Origin of the sequence: Azospirillum sp. TSO5, from assembly GCF_003116065.1 — a bacterium.
Lineage (GTDB): Bacteria > Pseudomonadota > Alphaproteobacteria > Azospirillales > Azospirillaceae > Azospirillum.
Genome location: NZ_LGQY01000126.1, coordinates 1 through 22,392, shown reverse-complemented (window position 1 = coordinate 22,392; position 22,392 = coordinate 1). Strand labels below are relative to the sequence as shown.

Below are 22,392 nucleotides of genomic sequence, written 5' to 3'. Positions count from 1 at the left end.
GTGGCGATCTGTTGCTTCACGACGATGAGGAGGGCAATGCGAACGGTCATTACACACGCATCGCCCCTATCAATAACAGCTTGGTCTTCTTCCCGGCTGACCGCCTGCATGAGGTGCTGCCGGTCACCTGCGACAGTGCTGATCCGCTGGATGGCCGCATTACCGTCAACGGCTGGTTCCACACCCCGGAGTGATGGTCGCGGTAAAGTGATTGTGCTTTGTAGGTTCTACTCGGAACAGTTCACACTGATTTTGATCAGTCCTTTGTCTAGAAAACTCTCCAAGAAGGCCATGGTGTCCGCCTCGATTACGGACGTGGGTTTTTGATATTTTTCACTGAGATTCTGGAGAAGATTTTTGATCGTTATAGGGCTGTATAGCTGCTTCCAAACTTCTTGACTGGTTTCTGTCAGGCAGTAATATTTTCCATTATCTTGGCTCATGAGAACTGTTTCTGCAGATATTTCAGCAGAAAGGACTCCCTCTGCTCTGGCGATGAGATCGGTGAGGGTGATCGGCATTATTATCTCTTCTGTGGTGAGCCAAGCCTGTTTGGCGTCCGTGTCGGTGACACCATACTCAAAGCAAACCTGACTTGAATAGCGGGAAGAAAAAATTGTGCGATAGCAATAGGTTAGGGCGCGCCGGCTCAGTGCTGAACCGGGGGCAGTTGCCTTCCGACATCGTCTTCCTGATCGTGCTGTGGCGGCCGCGGCTCAAGGTCAGCCTGCGCGATCTGGCCGAAATCCTGCTCTTGCGTGGCTCGGTCTTTTCGCACGATCCGTCCTCCTACCGGCAGACGGTATTCTTCCTCCGGCTCGGCGCGCAGCTTTGACGGGAGCATGGCCTGAAGTCTTGCGGTGAGGCTTCAGTCTCCTGTCAGCCGGAGGGTCTTCGTGGTGGTCCGCGACATGGACCGAAAGCGCCGCGAACCGTCGGAATGCGGGGCCTTTCCGGAAGACCGCATGAAACTGACGCCGGCTATCGACAAGTCCCATGTCGGTCACGTCGATGGCGGGTTCGTTTTCCTGGGCCGGTTTGCCAATGCGCGATACAGCGCGGCGAAATTGGCATCAGCCATGGTCCCGACACCAAGCCCGTCGGCGGTCTGCCGAGCGCCAGCAGCGAGGTGATCGGCAAGCTCCGGCTCGGACAGCAGCCGCTCCAGCGTTGCCGCCAGGGACTCCGCCTCGACATCGTCGGCGAACAGGCCATTCCCTCCGTGCTCAAGATAATCGATCTCCACACCGTGGCCGGGCGCTCCGCGGCACGCCACGATCGGCACACCATAGGCAAAGGCGTGTGCGATCAACAATCCGACCGAGTCCGGACAGACGACCGCCGTCGCGATCCGGAACAGCGGAGCGAGTTCCGATTCTTTGAACAGGGCCGGGATCAGGATCACGCCTTCGGCTTCATCCGCCAAGGTCTTGATCCGCGGCTGGTCCGGCCCGTCCCCCACCACCAACAGGGTGCAGGCATGCCCACGACGCCGCAGAGCTGAGATCGCGGCAATGGCCACATCCACCCGCTTGCCAGCGTATAGCCGGCCGACAAACAGGAAAACCGGCCCCGCTTCCGGAAGCCCATGGCGCGCCCGTGCCGCCATCAGGTCGTCCGGCCCGATTTCGGCGGAAGTGTCGCGTACGGCGGCGACATCGATGGTGTTGTGGGTGACGAAGACGCGGTCCGCCGGAATGCCATGCGCCACGCATTGCGCTCCGAAGCGGGGCGTGTACACCAACAATGCGTCGGCGCCGCGCGCCATCACCGTGCGAAGCCATCCGCGCAGTCCGGCAACGGGTCCGGAGCCTTCGCCCTTCAGGCGGAAATGGCCCGACAGGATCAGCCTCGGTCTGCCTGTCAATCGCCGCGCCAGCCATAGGACCCAAACGCCAAGATCGTGAACGTGACCGACGGTGATGACGGCGTCATACCGGCCGGACATCGCCTCCATCACCCCCCCCGTCCACAAGATGCGCGTTCCGCCGGGGATGCTCCGGTGACGCACCGGCAGCACCGGAAGAGGCAGCGGCTCGTCGGTCATCACTGCGGTGTGGTTGGGCGGAGCGGGGCCGTTGAAGACCGTGAACGCAAAGTCGTCCATGCGTGCGAGTTCACGCAGGAACGGCAGGCGGTAGTGCGTCATGATCCCATCCATCAACGCCACCCGCGGCCGCCCCTTGGCCACCGTGATGTCCCCCACCGTGTTCTCCCCCGCCGCGCCGTTGCGGCACCTGTCGTCACAGGACGGCGTGCACCCTCTTGCCATCAGGGCCGCCGGGATGCGGAACAGATAGGGGGAGACGGCCCACAGCGGCCAGACCGGACCGCCGTGGCGGCGCGCGAAGGCGAACCACGCCCGTGGCGGGAAGCCACGCGGCCCGAACAGTGCCGCCACCCGCGCACGCCGCGTCAGGCGCTCGTCACGCCATGCCGCGACGGCACGGTTGAGCGTGCAGGCTCCCACCAACCCCGGAGCCTGCACCACCGCGATGCCGGCCTGCCCGGCGCGCAAACCGAAGTCCGTATCGGCCATCCCCTGCACGCCGGAGAAAATGGCCGGAATGCCGCCCAGCCGTTCGTAAACGCTTCCCGGCACGAGCACGACATTGCCCTGAAAGGTGTCGCACGGCTGCGGGGCGGCGGCGGGGGCGACGGGAAGGAAGCGGAACGGCCGACGCGGGTGGCGGCGCTGACCACCGTAGCTGCCAAACCCCGTATCGGGGTCGCGGGTGGCGCCGACCACGATGGGGGCTTGCCCCGTCTCATCGCACCAACCATCGTGGCAGGCCAGCAGGGCGGCCAGTGCGCCCTCGTCCAGGCACACATCGTCATTGAGCCAGAGCAGGAAGTCCGGTCGGCTGTGCGCCGCCTCGACGAGGCCGCGCGCCATGGCGCCGGCCCACCAGAGCGATCCGTCCCCATGAAGCAGGCGCACCTGGGGAAACCGGGTGGCCACCGCGTCCGCTGTGCCGTCGTCGCTGCCGTCATCGACGACGACGGCCTCCAGCATGACTCCCGGCGGCAAGGTTTGGTCGAACAGCGCGGTCAGGCCCGCAAGCGTCGTCGCGACCCGCCCGTGGCAGGCGAGAACGGCGATGATCCGCCGCGTGGCGGCCTCCCCGCTCAGCGCCGTCCCGCTCAACGGACAGCCTCCGCGACTGTCGGCCATGCGTACAGCTCCCGGAAGGCGGCCCAGCCGGCGGCGGCGCTGTGCCGCTGCCGCACAAGGTCGGGAGCGCCCGCGGCCAGGGCAGCCCGCTCCGCCGGGGGGAGCCGGGCGATCCGGGCGAGAGCCTCCGATATGGAGTCCGGATCGGTGCCGCACCAGACGACCGCCGATCCAAACGGGCGCAGATCGCGCAGCCCATGGCCGTCGGTCAGCACGGCGGGCAAGCCACAGGCGAGCGCTTCAAGCGCCGCGATTCCCAACCCCTCGCGAAGGGACGGCATCGCGAAAGCATCGGCTGCATGCAGCAACGGGCGGACGTCGTCGACGGCACCGAGGAAGCGGACCCCGTCGGCCACGCCCTCCGCGACCGCCACCTGCCGCTCCTCGGCTTCCAGGGCGCCATGGCCGGCGTGCAGCAGCCGGATGTCCGCGCCGTCGCGGCGAAGCCGGGCGACCGCACGGATCAGGGCGTCGTGGTTCTTCACCGCAGCGCAGTTGCCGACCACTGCCACAGCGACCGTATCGGGAGCGAGGCCGAGGAGGGCCCGCGCCCGCCGTCGCTCCTCCTCCTCGGCTGGGCGAAAGGCCGGATCGACCCAGGCAGGGACGCGCATCACGGGATTTCCAAAGCGCCGCCGCTCGTTCTCGATCACGGCCGTTGACAGGGCGGTGCTGTCGACGCCGAGCAGCCGGCGCGACGCAGCGCGCTGGAGCGACCGGCGGACCCGCAGCACCCCATCGAACTCGAACAACCCGTGCACGGTCCGGACGATCCGCCGGGCGTTCCCGGTGCGGGCCGCCAGCGCGATCCAGAAGGCTGCCCGCTCGCAGTGGACATGCACGACATCGGCCGGCCTTCGGCGGAAGAACCGCAAGAGGCGGCGAATGAATCCGGCATCGCGGGAGAAGGGCACATGGTGGATGGCATAGCCGGCGGCGGCAAGCTGGTGAGCGAAGGGGCCGGGGCCGGATTCTCCGATCGACAGGATCGCGGGAGCCACGCCATCCGCAACCGCCATCGGACCGACCGCTTCGAGCATCCGCTCCGCTCCCGAGGGCATCAAATTGGTCAGCACATGCAGAAGCGTCGGTTGCCCGCTCATGGCCCCACTGCGGCCGGTGTGCGTCGGGGGAATCAGACCGCTCCCGGCACGGACTGCCCGGCCTCGTTCCTGCGGCAGGCGTGAAGGCGCCGGAGGCGCTTCGTCGGGAGGAGGGCACATTTGACTATCGGCATTCTCTGCGTTGGTTCTCTCTAGGCGGCTGTCCAGCGGGATGCAAGCAGGACCGTGCGGTTGCGACCGTGCCCACCGGCTCTGGCGCCCGCATCGCGGACTACCCCCTATGAGTATCAGAGTATTGATGCTATGCTCGGCATTGCTGCCGTTATTTCATGAAAATGCAAGGATTCACGTGACCGGGTTCCGTCAATGCGCCTTCGGCGCGGTCGCCACCGTCATGGTCGTGTGCGGGCTGTTGGGCACGACCGCCCAGGCTCAGCAGCAGCCGGCCGTCCAAAGTCGTGTCAATGCACTGCCGCCGGCCCTGCGGGCGGCAGTCCTGAGCGGCAACATGCAAGGAATCCAGGCGGCGATCAACAGCCTGTCAGGGGGCAACCCGCAACAGGCGGCGACGCTGGCCGCCTCGGTTGTTTCAGCGGCCGAGCAGTTGCTGACCATCAACCCGCAGGCGGCGATCCAGGCGGCCGGCGCCGCGGTGGAGGCCGTCCAGGCGACCTCGGTGCAAACGACGGCGCCAGGCCAGACGGCCACGGTATTGACGACGGCGGCACGCATCTTCATTGCTCCGGAGGTGCTCCGGGTCGCCCCGCTGGACGCTGCCAACGTGGCGGCGCGTGCGGTGGCCACCGCCACGACCAACAACGTTCCGGCGATTACCGCCAACATCAGCGCTCAGGCCGTGGTCCTGGCCGAGCGTATCCTGACGGTGGCGCCCTCGGCGGCGGTGCAGCTTGCCGGCAGCGCCGTCCAGGCGGTGCAGTCCCAGGCGGTCCAGACGACGGCGCCGGCCCAGACCTTGGCCGTGGTCACCGGCGCGGCACGCGTGGCGGTGACCACGGCGGCGCAGAATGCCGCACCCCAGGGCGTTGCGGCGCTCTCCGTCGCGGTGGTTCAAATCGTGTCCAATCCGGTCGTCTACCAGGCCGCGCCGCAAGCGGCCATCGGTGCAATGGCCAACGCCTATGCCGCAGCGACCTCACAGACCGTGACCAGCACCGTGACGACGGTCGCCGCACAGGTGACGACGATATTGTCCCAGGCACAGAACTCGGCAGCGCTGAGCGCCTCCAACAGCGCGAACCCCAGACAGTTGAACGCCATCCTCTCTCGCGCCATGCCGACCACCGGCACGGAGACGAACACGACCGCAGCCAACAACGCCGCAGCCAACAACGCCAACGCCAACGCCAACAACAATAATAATCAGCCGTCGGTGTCGTCGACCTTCCAGTCCAACATCTTCAGCTCGAGCCCAAGCTGACCAGCCAAGACCGTCACAAAGCCGCCTGTCCGTGCAGAGGACTCCTGCCGTGGAGACACGGTTTGGACTCCCTCCGTCCCCTGCTCATCACCACATTGCGCACAGGCGGCATTCAATGCGCATAGGCATCGCTGCTCCAGCGGATCTTTCTCTGCTCTCTCCGCTGTTTCCCGGCACAACTCTGCCACAGGGCATCGGGTCCACGGTGATAGCGCAGCTCGTGCTTGCCCTGTATCGGGGCGGAGATCAGGTGGTGCTCTACACGCTGGATGAATCCGTGGACGGCCATCGGCGGTTCGATGCCGAAGGCCTCACGGTTCATATCGGCCCCTACCGCCGCCGGCACCGGATGCGGGATCTGATGGCCGTCGAACGGCGGGCGATCCGGGATATGATCCGGGAGGACCCGCCGGACGTCGTCAGCGCCCAATGGTGCTACGAGTTCGCCCTGGGTGCTCTGGCGACGGGTCGGCCGACGCTGATCACCTCCAACGACTGGGCGCCGACGATCTTCCGGCTCAAGCCCGACCCGTACCGGCTCGGGCGGCTGGGGCTGTTCCTGTGGACGCTGGTCCACGGCCGGCAGTTCGCCGCACCGTCTCCCTTCATCGCCGACCGCGTAAGCCGGTTCCGCCGCCGGCCCTGCGCGGTGGTCGGCCAGCCGCTGGAGGAGCAGCTGTTCCGCCCGGCACCCCGGCGATGGCCGGGCGGTGCGCCGGCCCTGATCTCCATTGCCAACGGGTGGGGCCGCCTGAAGAACACGCAGTCACTGATCCAGGCCTTCGCCTTGCTGCGGCGGAGCATTCCCGCCGCCACCCTGACCATCTGCGGCGCCGACCATGGCCCCGGTGGGCCGGCGGAGCGCTGGGCGCGGTCTGCCGGCCTCGCCGAGGGAGTTGCCTTCGACGGACTGCTTCCTCACGCCGTCGTCCTCGACCGCCTGTCGCACAGTCATCTGTGCGTGCATCCATCGCTGTCCGAAGCGTTCGGCCAGACCATCCTCGAAGCGATGGCATCCGGAACCCCGGTCGTCGCCAGCAGGGACGCCGGGGCCGTTCCCTGGCTGCTGGAGCAGGGAAGGGCCGGAGTGCTCGTCGACACCCGCGATCCGGCCGCGCTGTGCGGCGCCATGACCGGGCTGTTGTCGGACCCAAACAGATGGGAAAGCCAATCGGCGGCCGGCCTGACCAGCGCCCGTGCGCGCTTCACCGCACAAGCGGTGGCGGAGCGGTATCGGGCGCTGCTGCGCCGTCTGCTGGACAGTCGTCTCTGACCATGGGCCGCCGCACGCCCGCGTGGCGGAGCAGCAGTGTGAAGAGGCTGGTAAAGCAAAACGCGTAGAGTCCGGTCGTGACGGTGGCGCACAGCAGAATGTCGGCAAGAAGACGCATCGGTGCCGAAAAGCCGGGCAGCAGCGCCGATACCGCGGAGATGGCGGCCACGCACCCCGCGGCAGCCGCGGCGCCCGGCAGCAGGGTTCCGCACAAGGCGGCAAGTGGTAGTGACAGCGCCTGGGCCGCGACCAGAAGATGCAACGCCAGGAACACCCCGCAGCCCGCAGCCCAGCCCGCCAAAGCACCGGAAAGCTCCGCGGTCCAACCACCCAGCACCATCCCGGCGACCGCGATGACCGTGGTGGCCAGCTGAATGCGAAATCGGTCGTCGAAGCGCAGCATGCCTTCGTTGATCACCGCGACGACATGGCCAAGCTGGCCCGCGCCCGCGGCCACCGCGGTCCAGGCGACCGCCGCGCCGGCCGCGCGCCACTCCGAACCCAGCACCGTCACGGTCAGCGGCGTGGCCGCGGCGGCCATGCCCGCGCTCAGCGGCAGGATGATCGCGCCGGATACGCTCATCAGGTCTTGGCAGGCCGCCCGCAGCGCGGTGCCGTCGTCGCGATGAGCGGTGATGGTGCTTATCCGCACCCGCGTGACGGCACTGACAAGCAACTCCAGCGGCACCTGCACCAGGGCGACCGCCCGATTGCACATGCCGAGCGACACCTCTCCGAGCAGAAGACCGATCGTCGTCAGCGGGATCTGGCCGTGCAGCACCTCCAGCAGCGAGGTCCGGCCAATCGCCAGGCTGGTCGTGATGATCGGCGCCAGCAACGGTCGCCAGCTCGGCGGCGAATTGAGGATCCGGACATGGCCCGACCGGAGCGCGAAGCCGGCGATCAGGACGGTTTGCAGAAGGCTGGCGGCGAGCTGCCCGAGCACGAGGGCAAAGACCCCCCAGCCGGCGGACGCGGCGACGAAGGCGACCGCCCCACCGCCCACCAGCTGCCCGGCGGTGTCGGCCAGGGTGAGCCGGCCGAAGGCGAGACGACGGCGCAGGACGGCGCGGAAAACGATTCCGGCGGTGGTCAGCGGCAGCAGCGGCGACAGGGCTGCCAGGGTCAGTGCAAAGGACGGCGCCAGCCCCAACCACAGCGCCAGCCCGCTTCCGGCCGCCAGCAGGATCGAGACCACCAGCCCGACGACGACAAACGCCCGGAAGACCACCGACAGCGTGGCGGGATCCGGCTCCGGCAGCAGCAGCAGGGCACGTTCGGGCCCCGCAACGATCAGATGCTGCACAACGCGCATCAGCATCAGCGCGCCCGCCAGCAGGCCGTAGTCCGCCGCCGTGACCAGCCGCGCCAAGGTCGCCATGATCGCCGTCTGAAAGACGATGGCGGCAATGTTGATGACCAGCGTGATGCGGATCCCCCGCAAGGCGAGGGCTTCATGGGTCGGGACCATTCACCGCTCCCGCCGCACCTGCAGCACCCGCAGGTCCCGGCCCTCCAGCGCCACCGCGGTCAGAACACCGGTCGCGTAGGCGCCGGTGTCGATGCCGATCCGGTTCGGCAGCAGTTCCGGTGCGAAGCGGACGCTGTGGCCGTGGACCACCATCTTCTCATGGCGATCCGGCCAGGCGAGGAACGGATCGCGAATCCACAGAAGATCCTCCATCCGCTGCGCGGCCAACGGGACTTTCGGTCGGACACCGGCGTGAACGAAGAGATAGTCGCCGTGGACCACCCAGGGCCTCAGCCGGTGCAGAAAGCGGCGGTGTTCGTCCGGCAGCCGCTCGGCGAGCTGGTTGCGGTAGTCGCGAAGGCGTGCCGGCGTGACGGTTCCCGGCTGGATTGGGACGCCATAGCTGCTGAGCGTCGCCAGGCCGCCGAACTCCAGCCACGCCATTCCAGACAGCGGGTCGGCCAGAAAGGCTAACATGCCCTGTTCATGATTGCCCGTTAGCGCGTCGATGGCAAACCCCGGAAGCGGAGCATCGCACAGGAGATTGAGGACCGACCGGCTGTCGGGACCGCGGTCCACATAGTCGCCGAGGAAGACCGCAAGTGGCGCTCCCTCCCGTGCGGCGGCGTCGTCGCGAATCTTGCCTAGCAATGCCTCCAAAAGCGCTGCTTCCCCATGGATGTCGCCAATGGCATACACGATCCGTCCAGGGGGAGCTTCGGGTGGCGGCACATCCTCCTGCGCCCCGCCGGACAGCAGGCGCGCCAGCATCCGGCCGATCACCGCGACGGCTCCAGCATGGTCGGCAGCGGCTGCTCCGCCGGCTCGCGGTCCTCCGCAACGCCACAGCGCGCCGCCAGTCCGGCCAGCACGCCGATCAGGATTCCCTGCTCGAGGCCGACCGAGTAGGCGACGTAATACACCATCAGCTGCGCCAGCAGCATCAGTGCCGTGAAGCGGTCGAGGATCCGGCCGGGCGGAAAGTCGTCCAGCCACAGGCGCCGCAGCGAGAGCAGCAGGCAGACCACCAGGACGGCGAGGCCCACCAGGCCCGTATTCAGGAAGAAGGCGACATAGGCGTTGTGGGGGTTGGCCAGCGACAATCCGGTCTGGGTGTTCTCGAACAGGGTGCCGTAGCCCCATCCCAGCATGGTGATCACCGGCCCGGACGACAGAGTGCCGGGAACCGTGATCAACCAGTTGTTGATACGCCAACCCCAGGTGCTGTTATCGCGGAAGGGTTCGGAGACCGCCGACTGGAAAGCACCCGTCAACAGGCCGCTGTCGAACGCCCAGACCAGGACGAGGCCGAACGCGACGAGGAGCAGGGGGAGTGACAGGCGGGTGAGGAGCCGCGGACGATGCACCAGCAGGATGGCGACACCGGCGGCCGCGGCGATCCAGACGCTGCGATGATAGAGAAGCGCCACCATCAGCATAAGCGGGATCGCGGCGAGTTGGAGCAGCCCGGCCTGGCGTGAGCGCACCCAGAGCGCAACGGCCATCAGGCCGGCCTGTGCGATCACGATCGCCGATGATGCCGGCAGGACCCGCCAGTCGAGATAGTCGTCGACGGCGTAAAACGCAGTCCCCGTCGCCTGCATGGAGACCGACAGGGACGGATCCATCCAGCCGAGCAGCGCGTAGCCCGACAGGGCGCCGGCGAAGATCAGCCACATGAGGGCGAAATGGTCGATGTCGCGGGGCTCCCACCGGAAGCTCTGCATGTAAAGGACAGCGACGATGAAATAGAAGTCGGGCCGGAAACTGACGATCGCCGCGGCCAGCCCGTTGGCAGAGATGCCGCGCAGCAGCGCGAGCAGCATCAGTCCCGCCATGCCGCTCCACCAGAGATGGGTCAAGCCGATCCGCCCGATTATCGAGACGCGGATGCAGTAGGCAACCAGCGTCCCAAGAATCAGGATGTCCAGGGGTGCGACGTTGTAAGAGTATATGCTAAACGAAGAGGCCAGCCCGAATTGGACGGTGACGACGTCCACGGCGATCGTGATCGGCATGATCAGACGCCAGGACAACGCCGCCATGAAGATTATGGGCAGCAGGGACGCAATCAGCACGACGATCAGCACGTCGCCCGGTATGTCGATGGAAAAGCCGCTCACGATCCAACCACTCCAACTAACGCCGGTCATCTTGATGCGACGGTGCGGCGTGTCGGCTCAGTTCACGACCGATCGACCGGAGCCAAGCGCCGTCACCATACTGCGCCGCCCTCATTGGCGGTAGTCCATATGTCCAGGGTGCGGTGAACACCGCCGTCAACCATCCGCACCCGATGGGATATCGCCCCATCTCTCCGCAGGAGGCCGTTGTCGCATGCGCGTTCTGATTGTCCACGAGCGCTACAGCAAGCCGGGTGGCGAGGACGCCGCGGTCGATGCCGAAATGGCGTTGCTGAAGGATGCCGGACTTGCGGTGGAGCTGTTCGCCGAGGACAACACGCGGATCGTCCGGGGGACGCCTGCCCTGGCAGCCCAGGCCCTGTGGTCCTTCGACGGCCGCCGACGCGTGGCGGCGGCGATCGATCGCTTCCGCCCCGACGTCCTCCACGTCCACAACGCCTTTCCGCTGCTGTCCGCGTCGATCTATGGGGCGGCGGTCGAGCGGGGGATTCCCGTGGTCCAGACGCTCCATAACTTCCGATTGCTGTGCGCCAACGCCCTGCTTCTGCGCGACGGCCGCCCTTGCGAGCGCTGCGTCGGCAAGCTGGTCAAATGGCCGGGCGTCGTCCATGGATGCTACCGTGGCAGCCGGGCCGCCAGCGCCGTGGTCGGGGCCGTCGCGGCGGTCCACCAACTGACCGCCATCCGCAACCGCGCCGTCGACCGCTACATCGCCCTGTCGCCCTTTTCCGCACGCCGGTTCGTGGCGGGAGGGCTGCCGGCGGAGCGGATGATCGTGTGCCCCCCGGTTCTCCGCGAGCCGGATCGTAACGCCGCAGCCCCTGTCCCTGCCTCCGGCCGGCGGACTGGCGGGTTGTTGGTCGGCCGGCTCAGCCCGGAAAAAGGCATCGAGAGCCTGATCGCGGCGTGGCGGGACGTGCCCCATCCGCTCACCGTGATCGGTGATGGTCCGCTGGCCGAGGCCGTGCGACGAGCCGCGCCGCCCCAGGTGCGCTTCCTTGGCTGGCGGTCGTCCGAGGAGGTCGCCGCGGCGATGGCGCAGGCCGCGCTGCTGCTCTTTCCGTCCCTGTGTTACGAGAACTTCCCGTTGGTGGTCGCCGAAGCCATGGCCCATGGGCTGCCGGTGCTCGCCGCATCCGGTGGAGCGGTCGAGGATACGCTGGAGGACGGACGGACCGGAGCCTTCGCGCCGCCGGGTGACGTGGAGGGATGGCGGATCGCGGCGCGCAGTCTGCTCGACCAGCCGGAGCGGCTGTCCGTCATGGGGGCGGCAGGTCGCGCCGTGTTCCGCGAGCGCTATGGACAGGCCGCGGCACTGGCCCGCCGCCTTGCGCTTTATGAGGAGCTTTGCGGTCACCCGGCGGTATCCACGCGCGTGGATGGGCCGGTGCCCGTCTGAGCGGCGGCAAGCGCGCCGGCGGTCAGACGGCGATCCGGGGGAAAGCCCTCCGCCAGCGCACTCAGGATCTCGTCCAGCAAGGGCCAGGAACACTGTTCCTCGATCTCCCAGCCATGCCCCCAGAGATGCAGGACGCCGCCGTTCCGCATGGCCGCATCCGCCATGGCGGCGATCCGGCCGTGCAGACTGTCCGAGGCCAGCCATTGTCGGACCAGCCGCAGCCGGCCGAGCCCGCCGCCATGGCGAAGCCAGTTGCGGAGCGCCGGCGCCGCGCCGTGGGGATGGAACTGCGCCGTGGTCGCCATCGCCAGCGGGTCGGGGCCCGGATCAAGGCAGAACATCCGCGTGGTGCGCGCATAGGCGAAGCCGGCCTCGGCGGCGAGCCGGCGGCCATGCCGGCCGATCCGCCCTCCGGGATAGGCGAAGCCTGCGACCACGCGACCGAGCGCGTCTTCAAGCCGCCGCCGTCCGTCGGCGAGTTGCCGGCGCGCCTCGTCCGGCGGGAGGCCGGGCAGGCGGATATGGTCGACCGTATGCGCCGCGACCTCGAAGCCGCCGGCGTCCAGCGCCCGCCAGTCGGCGGCAGCCATGGTGGGCCGCCCTTCGCAATTGTGTACCGGCACGAAGAAGGTGGCGGCGATGCCATGCCGCGCGAGCCGCTCCGCCAGCTGTCGGTCGGCGGGATGCCCGTCGTCCCAGGATGTGACGAGGATCGGCTCAGCCATCGCAGCGACCGGCGCGGCGGCCGGCGCAGCGATGTCGCCGGGCGTCGCGACGGCGGCGCACGGCCGCCGGGACCGTCCCGAACCGCCGTGCCGTCATAGCCGCGCCTTCAGCAGGGGGATCAAGCGGTTCAACTCCGCAAGCTCCGCCGGATCGTGAACCAGGATTGGCCTCACGATGTCGGCGGCGTCGAATCGAACGGTCTGCTCGGCCAGCTGGGGCAGGTTCCACTGTGCGTAAAGACGCACCTGCGCATCGAACTCCCGGCGGCTGGCCGCGTCCATGTAGCGGTGGAGAGCGAGCCCGGACTCGAAGCGGGGCGGAATCAGGGCGGTGTCGAACGGACCGGCGCGCACCGACCTGCGCCAGGCGGCGACTGCCTCGCGCAGACGATGGGCGGTGACTTCGGTGTAGGACAGGTGGTCCCAGACATAGGGGGACAGCGGAGCGTGCGACAGCACCGAGAGGAAGGCCGCACGGGCGGCGTCCAGTTCGGCCATGCCCTTCGGAGAAGCGGGATCGCGGTACAGCGCCAGAAGCGTGTGGCCGCGGCCCGCGAGATCGCCGCCATCCGCCGACAGGCCGCGGGCGGCTTCCGCGTCCGCCTGCCGAGTCGCGCTTTCCAGAGCGTCCAGCGGGACCGGTTCACCCGCCTCGGCGGCCCGGATCGTGCGGGCGGGCTTCAGCAGGAACAGCTCCGACAGCACGCGCTGAGGGGCGCTGGCCAGCAGCGCTCCCCCCAACGCCACGGAGACGGCGATGGCCGCCCAAGGCGCGGCGCCTCTATTCGGCGTAGTAGCCATGGTACCGACCATAATAATGTCCGACATCGCCATACCCGTAACCGGCGTGTTTGCGCAGGTTGACGCGGGTCAGCAGGAGACCGCCGATCGGAGCGTTGATGTCCTGCAGCATGCGCAGCGCCGACAGCACGTTTTCCTTGGGCGTCTTGTCCCAGCGGACGCAGAACACCACGCGGTCGGCGAGCTGGGCGAGAATCTGGGCGTCGGCCACCGGCAGGGTCGGAGGGCTGTCGATCACCACCAGATCGTAGCGGTCGCGCAGGTCCTCGAGCAGGGCGTTGACGCTTTTCGCGTTCAATAGGTCGTGCTGGTAGTCCTGCGACTTGATGGGCGCGCCCGACAGGATGTCGAGGCGGGAGCGGGGGTCCTGGATGATTGCCTGCTCCACCCCGGCGCGTCCGGCCAGCACCTCGGCGATGCCGCAGGCTGGCTTGAGGTCCAGCATCCGTGCGATGGAGGTCCGCCGCAGGTCGAGGTCCACCAGAACCGTTCGCATCGACAGGTTGGCCGCGGTGCGGGCAAGCGACAGCGCCGTCAGGCTCTTGCCCTCTTCCGGCACCGAGGAGGTGATGACCACGACGTTGGGACGGCCGGCGTCGATGTCGGTCAGACTGTGCTTCAACGAGAACCAGACGATCCGGAAAGCCTCGGCAAACGAGGAGGAGGGCTTTTCGCACAGAATGGATTCGACGGAACGCTGGCCGACCAGACTCCGGGCCGCCGGTATGAGGCCGAGCGACGGCAGGCCGCAGGCGGCTTCCAACTGCTCGCGGCTGCGGAATGTGTTGTCCAGCTGTTCGATCAGCATCACCAGGACGATGCCCCCGAGCAGCCCGAGCAGGGAGGCAGCGCCGACCAGCAGCCGGGTGCGCGGTGCGCTCGGGGCCTTCGGGGGTTCGGCGGTCGAGATGATGCGCACGTCTGCCTGCTGGATATGCTCCTGCTCGCCGGTTTCCTTGAAGCGGTTCAGGAAGGCTTCGTAGATCGCCCGGCTGGCCTGCGCTTCGCGCTCCAGCTCACGCAGCCGGATCTCATTGCCGCTCTGCTTGATGGTCAAGCTCTGCGAATCGCGGATCTGCCTGGTCAGGCTGCTCTCGCGGTTCTTCAGGATCACAAGGTCACCACGCAGTGCCTGGATCTGCCCTTCGATTTCGTTGCGCAGCTTGCCCCGCGTCTCGGAGAGTTCGGCCCGGATTTTCAAGATCATCGGATGCCGCGCGGCGTAACGCGACGACAGGTCGGATTCCTCGCGCGACAGCTGGGCTTCGAGTTGCTTGAGATGCTGGATCAGCGGAGAGTCGACGAACTCTTCGGCGACGCCGGCGCTGCCCCTGGACTTCGACAGGGAGTCGATGCGGTCCAGCTTGGCTTCGATCTCGGTTCGCTTGGATTTGATCTGCACGAGCTGGGAATTCATGTCGACGAGGTTCTGGACCTCGGCCTGCTTCCCGTTGTTCTCCACCAGCCCCATCTGCTCGCGATAGGCGACCACCTGCCGTTCCGAGCTTTCGACCGCGTGGCGCAGCACCTCGAGACGGCCGTTCAGCCAGTTCGTGGCCCGCCGCACCGCCTCGAACTTCGTCTCCATCTGTTCGACGACGTAGGAGTCGGCAATCGCGTTAGCGATCCGCGCGGCCTTGGCCGGGTCGGTCGACTTGAAGCTGATCCGCATGACCACCGACTGCGGAATCACCGACACCTCCATACCCTTGGCGATGGCGTCGACGACATCGGCCTTCGGATCCTGCTGGCGGGCGGCAGGACTTTCCGGTGCCACACCATCCTCGCCGGTGACACTGGCGACCAGTTCGCCCCACATTACCGATACCAGCCGGATCAGGTCGGAGGTCTCGCCTTTGGGGCGCAGGGTGGGGTTGATCTCAGGGTCGTCGTAGAGGTTCAGGGCGTCGGCGACACGCTGCGCGACGCTGCGCGAGCGGATCACCTCGACCTCCGAATTGACGGTGACGTACAGCGGCGTCTCGCGTCTGGCCTGATCCTTCAGGTCGATGACGCGCGGCCGGTTGGTGTCCAGCATCACAACCGCGGTGGCCGTGTAGACCGGGTGCATCCGCGCCGTGTAGGCCCATGCGCCGCCGGCGCCCAGCAACAGGCAGGCGAGCAGCAGGAGGCGCCGCCGCCATAAGGTGCGAAGCGTCCGACCGATGTCCACATGCAGTTCCGGCTTGAGGCGGCTCGATGAGCCCGCCGGTCCGGTCAAGGGTCGAAAGGAATGTCCCGATGCGTCCACGCCATTCATCCGATCGGCTGGGAATTGTTGTGTCACGTGAGTCATGGGCAGGTCCGCCGGGTCATAGAAATGCTCACCACGCGCCGTCTCCCTTTGCGACTTCGGCCAGGGTTTGGACGAGAATGTAAATGTCTAGCCAGAAGGACCAGTTGCGCACGTAATAGCTGTCGAGCGCCTGCATCTCCTCCAGCGATCGCGTGCTGCGACCCGACACCTGCCAAAGCCCGGTCAGTCCCGGGCGCACACGTTCCCGCAGGCGATTCGCGGCCGGGTCGATGAGATCCAGGTGATAATCTGGCAGAGGGCGTGGGCCGATAAGGCTCATGTCGCCGCGGATGACGTTCCATAGCTGGGGAAGCTCGTCGAGGCTGAAGCGGCGGGCGATCCGGCCGATGACCGGAACGATGCGCGGGTCGCGGCGCAGCTTCATGTGACGCTCCCATTCCGCGCGGGCGTCCGGATCACGCTCCAGAAGATCCGCCAGCTTCCCGTCGGCATCGACGGTCATGCTGCGCAGCTTGTGCATCAGGAAAGGGCGCCCCCCGATGCCTCGCCGCATCTGAGAGAAGAAGATCGGCCCCGGCGATGTCAGCATCAGGACAACGGTGTAGACCGCGATCGGCAGCGCTGCGAGCAGAAGAAGCAGGCTGGCCAGCAGCAGATCAAACAGGCGCTTGAAGACTTGGTTCGCTGGCAACAGGAGGTTGCGCCTGGTTTCCAGTCCCAGATGCACACCGAGGTCGCGCACCTTGACCCAGAGGCTCTGCTCGCCGTCGAAGGCCGGCACAAGGACCACCCGACGATAGGACAGCGTGTCAGTGAGCGGCGGGCGGAAGCCGTCCGACATTGCGATCACCGCAATCTCGATCCCCGGCACTGCCGGCGCTCCCGGCAACGGCAATGGTCCGACGAGCACCGGGATCCAACCCAGCTCCGGCGTGCGCGACAGCGCCCGGACGATCTGCCGGCGGCGATCGGGATCGTCGCCCAGAACCGCAACTGGACGCCCCCACAGCCGCAGCCGGAGCAGCGCGCGGCGTGCCAGATCGTCCCACAGCGGCAGAACCGTCAGGCTGATCGCCGCTGATATCAAGGTGATTCCGCGGGACCATCGTCCATCCTGGACCAGGTAGTCGTACATCAGGATCGCGCCGAAGACCCGCGCAATGACGAGGACGCGCAGCCGCAGCCGCTCGACCCCGGATTGCCCGTAACCGGGATACAGCCCCGCGAGCGCGAAGCCAAGCGGGAGGAGAACCGTCAGAACGTGCAGTTCGAACACCACACGCGCGTCGAGAGAGATCGGAAACCAGCTCCCCAGCCGGTCGCGCAGCAGCGTGGCCAGCCGAACGGCACCTTCGATGATGGCGGCGTCCCCGACCGCGAGGATTGCGACGGGAGCAAACTGTTCGAACCGATTCCGCATCTGCTGCCGGCCAGCCGCGTCAATCACGTCGACGGTCACGGCTGCCGTCGACGTCGCGCTGGAGGACTGGTCCATGATGGCGCGTTGCCTTTGGTGGTCATATTCACTTCGGAGCATATAGACCTGACATCCAACCAGGATAGCAACCGAGATTGCACACATTCGAAGTCTAAAGATTGTCCAATGTCCAGCAGATGACCCTGCGGGCTCAGCATCGCCGCGCGACGATCAGCAACATGTGGCCGATCCATTCAGCCGGGAGAGCGGCGGCAAGGCCGCGCCCGATCCTGTTCAGCCGTGGGGACCGCACGCCATCATACTGCCCGAGCAGACGTCCGAAGATCTGGTACAGCCGGTCGGCGCCATAGAGGAACTGCATGCTGTCCACCGTGAAGCCGGCCTCCACCACCAGGGTGCGCAGCTGCTCCGCCGTGAAACGGTATTCATAGAAGTCCCGCCCGCTGTCGCGGGCAAACCGGTATTTGACGGCCATCCCGGCACGCCGGTCCCGGCGGATCGCCTCCAGGCGGCTCCGTTCGTGGTCGGTTGAAAAGGTGAGCGGGGGTTTGCCAAGCGCCCGGCGCACGGTGGCGCTGCCGTAGAGCCGCTGTGCCAACGCATCCTTCATCCGTTCCAGCCGGAAGGAGGCGTTGGCGACAGGAACAGTCAACAACATGACGCCGGCTGACTTCAGCACCCGCCGCATTTCGGCCATCGCGCGCTCCGGCCCATGGAACAGATGCTCGATCACGCCGAGCGACAGCAAGGCATCGAATTGGCCATCGGCATAGGGAAGATGCTCAACGCTACCGTGGTCGTAGGGGAGATCGGGCCAAGCCGCGCGAAAGCGGTCGACATCGGCCCGGTTCAGCTCGATTCCCGTCGTGGCGTAACCGCGGTCGGTGAGGGCTTTGATCCAGCGTCCAGACCCCGCCCCGGCCTCCAGAACCGCCGCGGCACGCGGGATGATCGCCTCGATCAACGGAAGCAACTCGTCCTGGGCACAGGCATCGACCAGCGCATCAAGATCACGTGCGGAAAAATCAAACAAAACGGTTTCAGGCGGCAAATGCGTTGACATTTCGTTGATCAAGTTTCGCAAAAGTTATAAGGCGGTTGCGCTCTGGAGCGTCGATGTGGCAAACGGGATAACCTAAAAGATGATACGGCAGCTGCCGTTCGGATGCCAGTGGCCCATCGTCCGATATCATTACCAACTTTTGGTCTAGGGGCCTTGGAGCAACAACGCGCCCCGGCTGTTCTGAATTATGTGAGTGTCGGATGTCGATTGTTCGTCGCGTACATTTTTTCTTGTTCGCGTCTGTCATCGTGCTGGCGCCGCTACCGCTGGGTTCCAACCGGCCGTGGAGCTGGTCGCTCTTGGCCGGCCTCGTCGGTCTGCTGTGCGTCACGTGGCCGATCGTGCTCCTGGCCGACCGGCAGGCGCCCGGCGTGTCGCCCCGACACGTGGCCGTCCCGCTCGCCGGCTTCGCCCTGGTGATCACCTGGGCGGCCTTGCAGGCCGCTCCCCTGTGGCCGCCGGAATGGTGTGCTCCGGACTGGTTGGAGGCGCAACGCCAAGCCACCGGAACGGATCAGCCGGCCTTTCCCCTGGCCATCGACGGGTTCGCGGTCCCTGTCGGGATCATGCGGCTGCTCTGCTACGCCGGCGTGCTGTGGCTGGCCCTTCAGCATGGCCGGTCCTCCCGGCGCGCCCATCGCCTGATCGACACGCTGGCGCTGGCCGGCGGCGTCTACGCGGCCTATGGGCTGCTGGTCTATGCGACCGGGAACGACAGCATCTTGCTGATGCGGAAATGGGCATATCGCGACGACCTGACCGCGACCTTCGTCAACCGCAACCACTACGCCACCTATGCCGGGGTGACGCTGCTGTGCGCGGTGTCCGCGATCATGAACCGCCTCGCACCCCCGATGCACCTCCGCACCCTGGTTCTGCACCTTGGCCGTCGAACGGCGCTCTTCGCGCTCTCCGCTGTCATTGGCGGGGCGGCGCTGCTGGCGAGCGGGTCGCGCGCCGGCATCGCGGCAACGCTGGTGGGGGGCGTCGCCTTGGCCTATGGGCGCGCCGCGTCGGCCCAACCGCCCGGCGCAGCGCGGCGGCGGATCCTGCTGCGCGGCTGCGCGGCGGTGGCGCTGCTTCTGACCCTGGCAATCGGCAGTCTGGTGTTGGTGCGGGATCTCGACGGACATTTTGCCGACCGATTGCGCATCTACCAGCTCACAACGGACCTGATCGCCGCCCGGCCGCTGACCGGCTACGGCCTGGGCAGCTTCGCCGCCATGTTCGCGACCGTCCGTCCGCCGGACATTCTTCAGGTGTGGACGGAGGCGCACAACACCTATCTGGAGTTGGCCCTCGACCTTGGCATACCGGCAGCGGCGATGTTGGTCCTGTCGGTGCTCTGGTTGCTGTGGGCCTGCCTCAGCGGCGGGGCGGTCCGCCAACGCGACATGCTCTACCCGCTGTTGGGAGGCGCCACCACGGTTCTCGTCGGCGTTCACGCCCTGCTCGATTTCAGCTTGCAGATCCCGGCGGTCACAGTGACCTGGGCCGCCATCCTCGGGACGGGTGTGGCACAGTCCCGGCGGCACAGCCGGTCCGTGGACCAGCCATGACGACTGACCTCCTGGAACCGCTGTCGACTGCGGACCAATCGTACAACCCTGCTCCCGCTCCCGACCCTGGGATCGACGTTCCGCGCATCGACGTCCTCGGTGTCCGTGTGTGGGCGCAGACCATGGAGCAGGCTACGGCGCGGATCGCCGACTGGGTCGCCCGGCGGACGCCCACCTACGTCTGCGTGAGCAACCTTCACACTGTCGTCGCCAGCAGGCGTGACCCGACCTTGATGCATGTCCACAACGCCGCCGGGATGGTGACGGCCGACGGCATGCCGCTGGTCTGGCTGGCGAAGCTGGCCGGACATCGCGGGGCCGAACGGGTGTACGGGCCGGACCTGATGCTGGCGCTGTGCGAACGGTCGGTGGCCGAGGGATGGCGGCATTATCTGTACGGTAGCACCGAGGCGGTGCTGGCACGGCTGAAGGCCAATCTGGAGCGCCGATTTCCGGGGATAAACATCGTTGGGGGCTGCGCGCCGCCGTTCCGGACGATGACGGAAGCGGAGGACGCGGCCGCCTTTTCCAGGATCGTCGGCAGCGGTGCCGACATCGTTTGGGTCGGGTTGGGCGCGCCGAAGCAGGAGTTATGGATGGCGGATCATGCCGGCCGGCCGGGAGCGCCGGTGATGATCGGCGTCGGCGCCGCCTTCGACTTCCTGGCCGGGACCAAGCGGCAGGCGCCGCGCTGGATGCAGCGGAACGGGTTGGAATGGCTGTTCCGCCTGGCAAGCGAGCCACGCCGGCTGGCCAGCCGCTATGTGACGACCAATTCGCTGTTCGCCATCTATTTCGTCCAGCAGTGGCTGGCGCGCCGCCACAAGCCCTGACCTGTCCTGGCGGTGATCACCATCCGGCCGTTGCGAAGGGCAGCTCGTCCTGCAGCGGCACTTCAGGAACGAAATAATCGAGCGGCGGCGGTGCCGGCGTCCGGCTTGCCAATGCGGCGGAGCGGATGTCGCGGCATTATGCACCGTGCCCAGCGACGGCATCCTTGCCGCCGCAGCGAGGAGGAAGTGCTGGCCTTGGGCGTGGCGGGGCCATGGCGATCTCCAACAAAGAACCGCCCGTGCCTACTTGGCCGCGACTCCGCTACAAATCATCAAGTTCATGATTTATACCTGTTCCGTCGGCCTTCTCAGGCCGTCGGTGAGCCGCTGGTGGCGCCTGCTACATAATACCGCCATCAAGTTGACGGTGCCTCATGGTCAAAGGCTTGGTCTTCGCTCCCCAGGTGCGGTACTGGCTATGGACCTTCAAACTCGCACTGCGGCTTTCCTTCGTCAAATGACACCGGTACCCTACGCGCCCGCGCAGTCTCAGCCACTGGCGCGGTACTGAGTTGCCAGTAGAGAGTTCCATCGGATGCGGCTGCTTTTCCTGATCCAGGGGCACAAGGTCGAAGACCATATTGGGTTCCACGACGGGTGTCTGCGCTTGCTGGCCGAGGGTCACCTGCACGCCTATCGGCCACTGCCCTATTTTGGCACCGCCGCCACCCACGGCTGGGACGGCTGTTGGGAACAAGCCCTGCGGCTGGCGCGGGAAATCGATGCCAACGCCGTATTTCTGCAGCATTACCATGGTGCGGTCCCCAATCCGACCAAGTTCATCAAGGCCGTGCGGGCGTTGCCGTCCCGGCCGCTGGTGGCGGTGAGTTCCGGGGATTCCTTCGGGTATCCGTTCTGCACACCGCACTCGCTACGCCGGGCAGCCCGCGCCGCGGATATCACTTTTGTTACTGAAGCTGGCGCCTATGCCCGCGCCCTTGCGCGCCATGGCGCCCGGCGAGTGGTGCTGATGCCGACGGGGTGCTGCCAGGTGCGGTTTTCCCGGCCATTGGATCGGGCAGCATGGGCCCCCGACAGCGACCTGGTGTTTGTCGGCAACCTGCTTTCGGTGCGGAACCCGTTCCGCTATGCCCTCCCCGCAGCACGGCGCCGCCACGCCCTGGTCGACGCTCTGTGGCGCCGGTACGGGAAGCGCCTGGCGGTCTACGGCCACGGCTGGGACCATTTGCCCTGCGCCCGTGGTCCCATCGCCTATGGCCAGCAGCACGACGCCATGCGCCGAAGCCGCGTGGTGGTCGGCGGCTATCCCGGCGGCTATCATGACTATTACATGTCCGATCGCGTACCGACCGCCATTTCATCCGGCATCCCGTTTATCGACTATCACATTCCCCGCGTCGATCGGATTTTCCGCGACGGCGAGCACTGGTTCCTGCATCGCGATGCAGCCGGCTTGCTGGCGCTGTGTGACCGTTTGCTCGACTGGAGTGACGCGGAAAGGCTATCCTTCGGACAACAGGCAGCGACCATGATCTTGGATCACCACACCCACTACCACAAGATGCGCGACATGGTGAAAATAATGGCCGATCTCGCCGCAGCACTGGCTGCCGGCCGAACCCCGGCGCTGCCCCATCTGGACTTTTTCCTGCCGGAGGTCGATCAGGTGGGTGAAGCGCGTCATGCCGTCGTGAACTGGCAGTGACCTGTGAGAGCGTCCGCGTCAAACGCGGCCTCGCCGCCATCAGCAACGACTTCCTCGCCGCAGTCCTCTCTGTTCGGTAATCCCTT

Annotated in this window: 19 protein-coding genes; 8 read left to right on the top strand and 11 right to left on the bottom strand. The window is 66.8% G+C overall.

Annotated elements, in window-relative coordinates; translation table 11 throughout:
- Nucleotides 1–194 (top strand): 2OG-Fe(II) oxygenase (locus tag TSO5_RS27125; RefSeq protein WP_199231033.1); only part of this gene is annotated, 194 nt, incomplete at its 5' end.
- Between the two features lie 33 nt (nt 195–227).
- Here the strand turns inward: TSO5_RS27125 and TSO5_RS27120 are convergent.
- The gene (locus TSO5_RS27120) at nt 228–521 is read right to left on the bottom strand and encodes a PqqD family peptide modification chaperone (protein WP_109154542.1); all 294 of its coding nucleotides are present in this window, start codon (nt 519–521) and stop codon (nt 228–230) included.
- A 149-nt stretch (nt 522–670) separates the two neighbouring features.
- Here TSO5_RS27120 and TSO5_RS32820 point away from each other — a divergent pair, with 149 nt between their 5' ends.
- Complete coding sequence (locus tag TSO5_RS32820) at nt 671–835, top strand: hypothetical protein (protein ID WP_158282493.1); 165 nt, start codon at nt 671–673, stop codon at nt 833–835.
- Between the two features lie 168 nt (nt 836–1,003).
- Here TSO5_RS32820 and TSO5_RS27110 read toward each other — a convergent pair whose 3' ends face one another.
- Both TSO5_RS27110 and TSO5_RS27105 read right to left on the bottom strand, forming a co-directional pair.
- Nucleotides 1,004–3,175: a glycosyltransferase gene (locus tag TSO5_RS27110; protein WP_109154540.1), complete on the bottom strand. Its 2,172-nt coding sequence runs from the start codon at nt 3,173–3,175 to the stop codon at nt 1,004–1,006.
- Nucleotides 3,145–4,278 (bottom strand): glycosyltransferase, encoded by a 1,134-nt coding sequence (locus TSO5_RS27105; RefSeq protein WP_158282492.1) that lies wholly within the window; start codon nt 4,276–4,278, stop codon nt 3,145–3,147. Before TSO5_RS27105 ends, TSO5_RS27110 begins: the two co-directional genes overlap by 31 nt.
- A 310-nt stretch (nt 4,279–4,588) precedes the next feature.
- Here TSO5_RS27105 and TSO5_RS27100 point away from each other — a divergent pair, with 310 nt between their 5' ends.
- Together TSO5_RS27100 and TSO5_RS27095 are read left to right on the top strand one after the other, a co-directional pair.
- Complete coding sequence (locus TSO5_RS27100; protein ID WP_109154538.1) at nt 4,589–5,677, top strand: hypothetical protein; 1,089 nt, start codon at nt 4,589–4,591, stop codon at nt 5,675–5,677.
- Nucleotides 5,678–5,792: 115 nt separating this feature from the next.
- Nucleotides 5,793–6,950 (top strand): glycosyltransferase family 4 protein, encoded by a 1,158-nt coding sequence (locus TSO5_RS27095; protein ID WP_109154537.1) that lies wholly within the window; start codon nt 5,793–5,795, stop codon nt 6,948–6,950.
- Here TSO5_RS27095 and TSO5_RS27090 read toward each other — a convergent pair.
- The 3 genes from TSO5_RS27090 to TSO5_RS27080 are packed head-to-tail and all read right to left on the bottom strand — an operon-like array spanning nt 6,883 to nt 10,544.
- Nucleotides 6,883–8,421 (bottom strand): oligosaccharide flippase family protein, encoded by a 1,539-nt coding sequence (locus TSO5_RS27090; RefSeq protein ID WP_109154536.1) that lies wholly within the window; start codon nt 8,419–8,421, stop codon nt 6,883–6,885. The two genes, TSO5_RS27095 and TSO5_RS27090, sit on opposite strands and share 68 nt — an antisense overlap.
- Nucleotides 8,422–9,204: a metallophosphoesterase gene (locus tag TSO5_RS27085; protein WP_247870985.1), complete on the bottom strand. Its 783-nt coding sequence runs from the start codon at nt 9,202–9,204 to the stop codon at nt 8,422–8,424.
- Nucleotides 9,201–10,544 carry an O-antigen ligase family protein gene (locus TSO5_RS27080; RefSeq protein WP_158282490.1) on the bottom strand — a complete coding sequence of 448 codons (1,344 nt, stop codon included), beginning with the start codon at nt 10,542–10,544 and terminating at the stop codon, nt 9,201–9,203. Before TSO5_RS27080 ends, TSO5_RS27085 begins: the two co-directional genes overlap by 4 nt.
- Before the next feature lie 214 nt (nt 10,545–10,758).
- On the opposite strand from TSO5_RS27080, the gene TSO5_RS27075 reads away from it, so the two are divergent.
- Nucleotides 10,759–11,964 (top strand): glycosyltransferase, encoded by a 1,206-nt coding sequence (locus TSO5_RS27075; RefSeq protein ID WP_109154534.1) that lies wholly within the window; start codon nt 10,759–10,761, stop codon nt 11,962–11,964.
- Here TSO5_RS27075 and TSO5_RS27070 read toward each other — a convergent pair.
- The 5 genes from TSO5_RS27070 to TSO5_RS27050 form a co-directional block, all read right to left on the bottom strand.
- Entirely contained in the window at nt 11,919–12,689 is a 771-nt protein-coding gene (locus TSO5_RS27070) for a polysaccharide deacetylase family protein (protein WP_109154533.1), read from the bottom strand. The two genes, TSO5_RS27075 and TSO5_RS27070, sit on opposite strands and share 46 nt — an antisense overlap.
- Before the next feature lie 93 nt (nt 12,690–12,782).
- Nucleotides 12,783–13,490, bottom strand: coding sequence for a hypothetical protein (locus tag TSO5_RS27065; protein ID WP_146203845.1), 708 nt, complete (start codon nt 13,488–13,490; stop codon nt 12,783–12,785).
- On the bottom strand, nt 13,471–15,663 hold the full coding sequence (locus TSO5_RS27060; protein ID WP_158282489.1) for a GNVR domain-containing protein: 2,193 nt from the start codon (nt 15,661–15,663) through the stop codon (nt 13,471–13,473). The genes TSO5_RS27065 and TSO5_RS27060 overlap by 20 nt, the downstream gene beginning before the upstream one ends.
- Nucleotides 15,664–15,814: 151 nt before the next feature.
- Nucleotides 15,815–17,242, bottom strand: a complete 1,428-nt coding sequence (locus tag TSO5_RS27055) for a sugar transferase (RefSeq protein ID WP_109154530.1) — start codon at nt 17,240–17,242, stop codon at nt 15,815–15,817.
- A gap of 133 nt (nt 17,243–17,375) precedes the next feature.
- Nucleotides 17,376–18,260, bottom strand: coding sequence for a class I SAM-dependent methyltransferase (locus TSO5_RS27050; RefSeq protein ID WP_146203844.1), 885 nt, complete (start codon nt 18,258–18,260; stop codon nt 17,376–17,378).
- Nucleotides 18,261–18,478: 218 nt separating this feature from the next.
- Here TSO5_RS27050 and TSO5_RS27045 point away from each other — a divergent pair, with 218 nt between their 5' ends.
- The 3 genes from TSO5_RS27045 (at nt 18,479) to TSO5_RS27035 (ending at nt 22,306) form a co-directional block, all read left to right on the top strand.
- On the top strand, nt 18,479–19,807 hold the full coding sequence (locus tag TSO5_RS27045) for an O-antigen ligase family protein (protein ID WP_158282488.1): 1,329 nt from the start codon (nt 18,479–18,481) through the stop codon (nt 19,805–19,807).
- Nucleotides 19,804–20,640, top strand: coding sequence for a WecB/TagA/CpsF family glycosyltransferase (locus TSO5_RS27040; protein WP_109154527.1), 837 nt, complete (start codon nt 19,804–19,806; stop codon nt 20,638–20,640). Before TSO5_RS27045 ends, TSO5_RS27040 begins: the two co-directional genes overlap by 4 nt.
- A 535-nt stretch (nt 20,641–21,175) precedes the next feature.
- A complete protein-coding gene (locus TSO5_RS27035; RefSeq protein ID WP_109154526.1) occupies nt 21,176–22,306 on the top strand; it encodes a glycosyltransferase in 1,131 nt (376 codons plus the stop codon).
- The last annotated feature ends 86 nt before the right edge of the window (nt 22,307–22,392 follow it).

What these genes read in the sequence shown, in the direction of transcription:
- TSO5_RS27105 (WP_158282492.1), bottom strand. Translation starts at nt 4,278, where the DNA reads ATGAGCGGGCAACCGACGCTTCTGCATGTGCTGACCAATTTGATGCCC.
- TSO5_RS27095 (WP_109154537.1), top strand. Translation starts at nt 5,793, where the DNA reads ATGCGCATAGGCATCGCTGCTCCAGCGGATCTTTCTCTGCTCTCTCCG.
- TSO5_RS27055 (WP_109154530.1), bottom strand. Translation starts at nt 17,242, where the DNA reads ATGGACCAGTCCTCCAGCGCGACGTCGACGGCAGCCGTGACCGTCGAC.
- TSO5_RS27120 (WP_109154542.1), bottom strand. Translation starts at nt 521, where the DNA reads ATGCCGATCACCCTCACCGATCTCATCGCCAGAGCAGAGGGAGTCCTT.
- TSO5_RS27070 (WP_109154533.1), bottom strand. Translation starts at nt 12,689, where the DNA reads ATGGCTGAGCCGATCCTCGTCACATCCTGGGACGACGGGCATCCCGCC.
- TSO5_RS27090 (WP_109154536.1), bottom strand. Translation starts at nt 8,421, where the DNA reads ATGGTCCCGACCCATGAAGCCCTCGCCTTGCGGGGGATCCGCATCACG.
- TSO5_RS27075 (WP_109154534.1), top strand. Translation starts at nt 10,759, where the DNA reads ATGCGCGTTCTGATTGTCCACGAGCGCTACAGCAAGCCGGGTGGCGAG.
- TSO5_RS27065 (WP_146203845.1), bottom strand. Translation starts at nt 13,490, where the DNA reads ATGGCTACTACGCCGAATAGAGGCGCCGCGCCTTGGGCGGCCATCGCC.
- TSO5_RS27040 (WP_109154527.1), top strand. Translation starts at nt 19,804, where the DNA reads ATGACGACTGACCTCCTGGAACCGCTGTCGACTGCGGACCAATCGTAC.
- TSO5_RS27035 (WP_109154526.1), top strand. Translation starts at nt 21,176, where the DNA reads ATGCGGCTGCTTTTCCTGATCCAGGGGCACAAGGTCGAAGACCATATT.
- TSO5_RS27110 (WP_109154540.1), bottom strand. Translation starts at nt 3,175, where the DNA reads ATGGCCGACAGTCGCGGAGGCTGTCCGTTGAGCGGGACGGCGCTGAGC.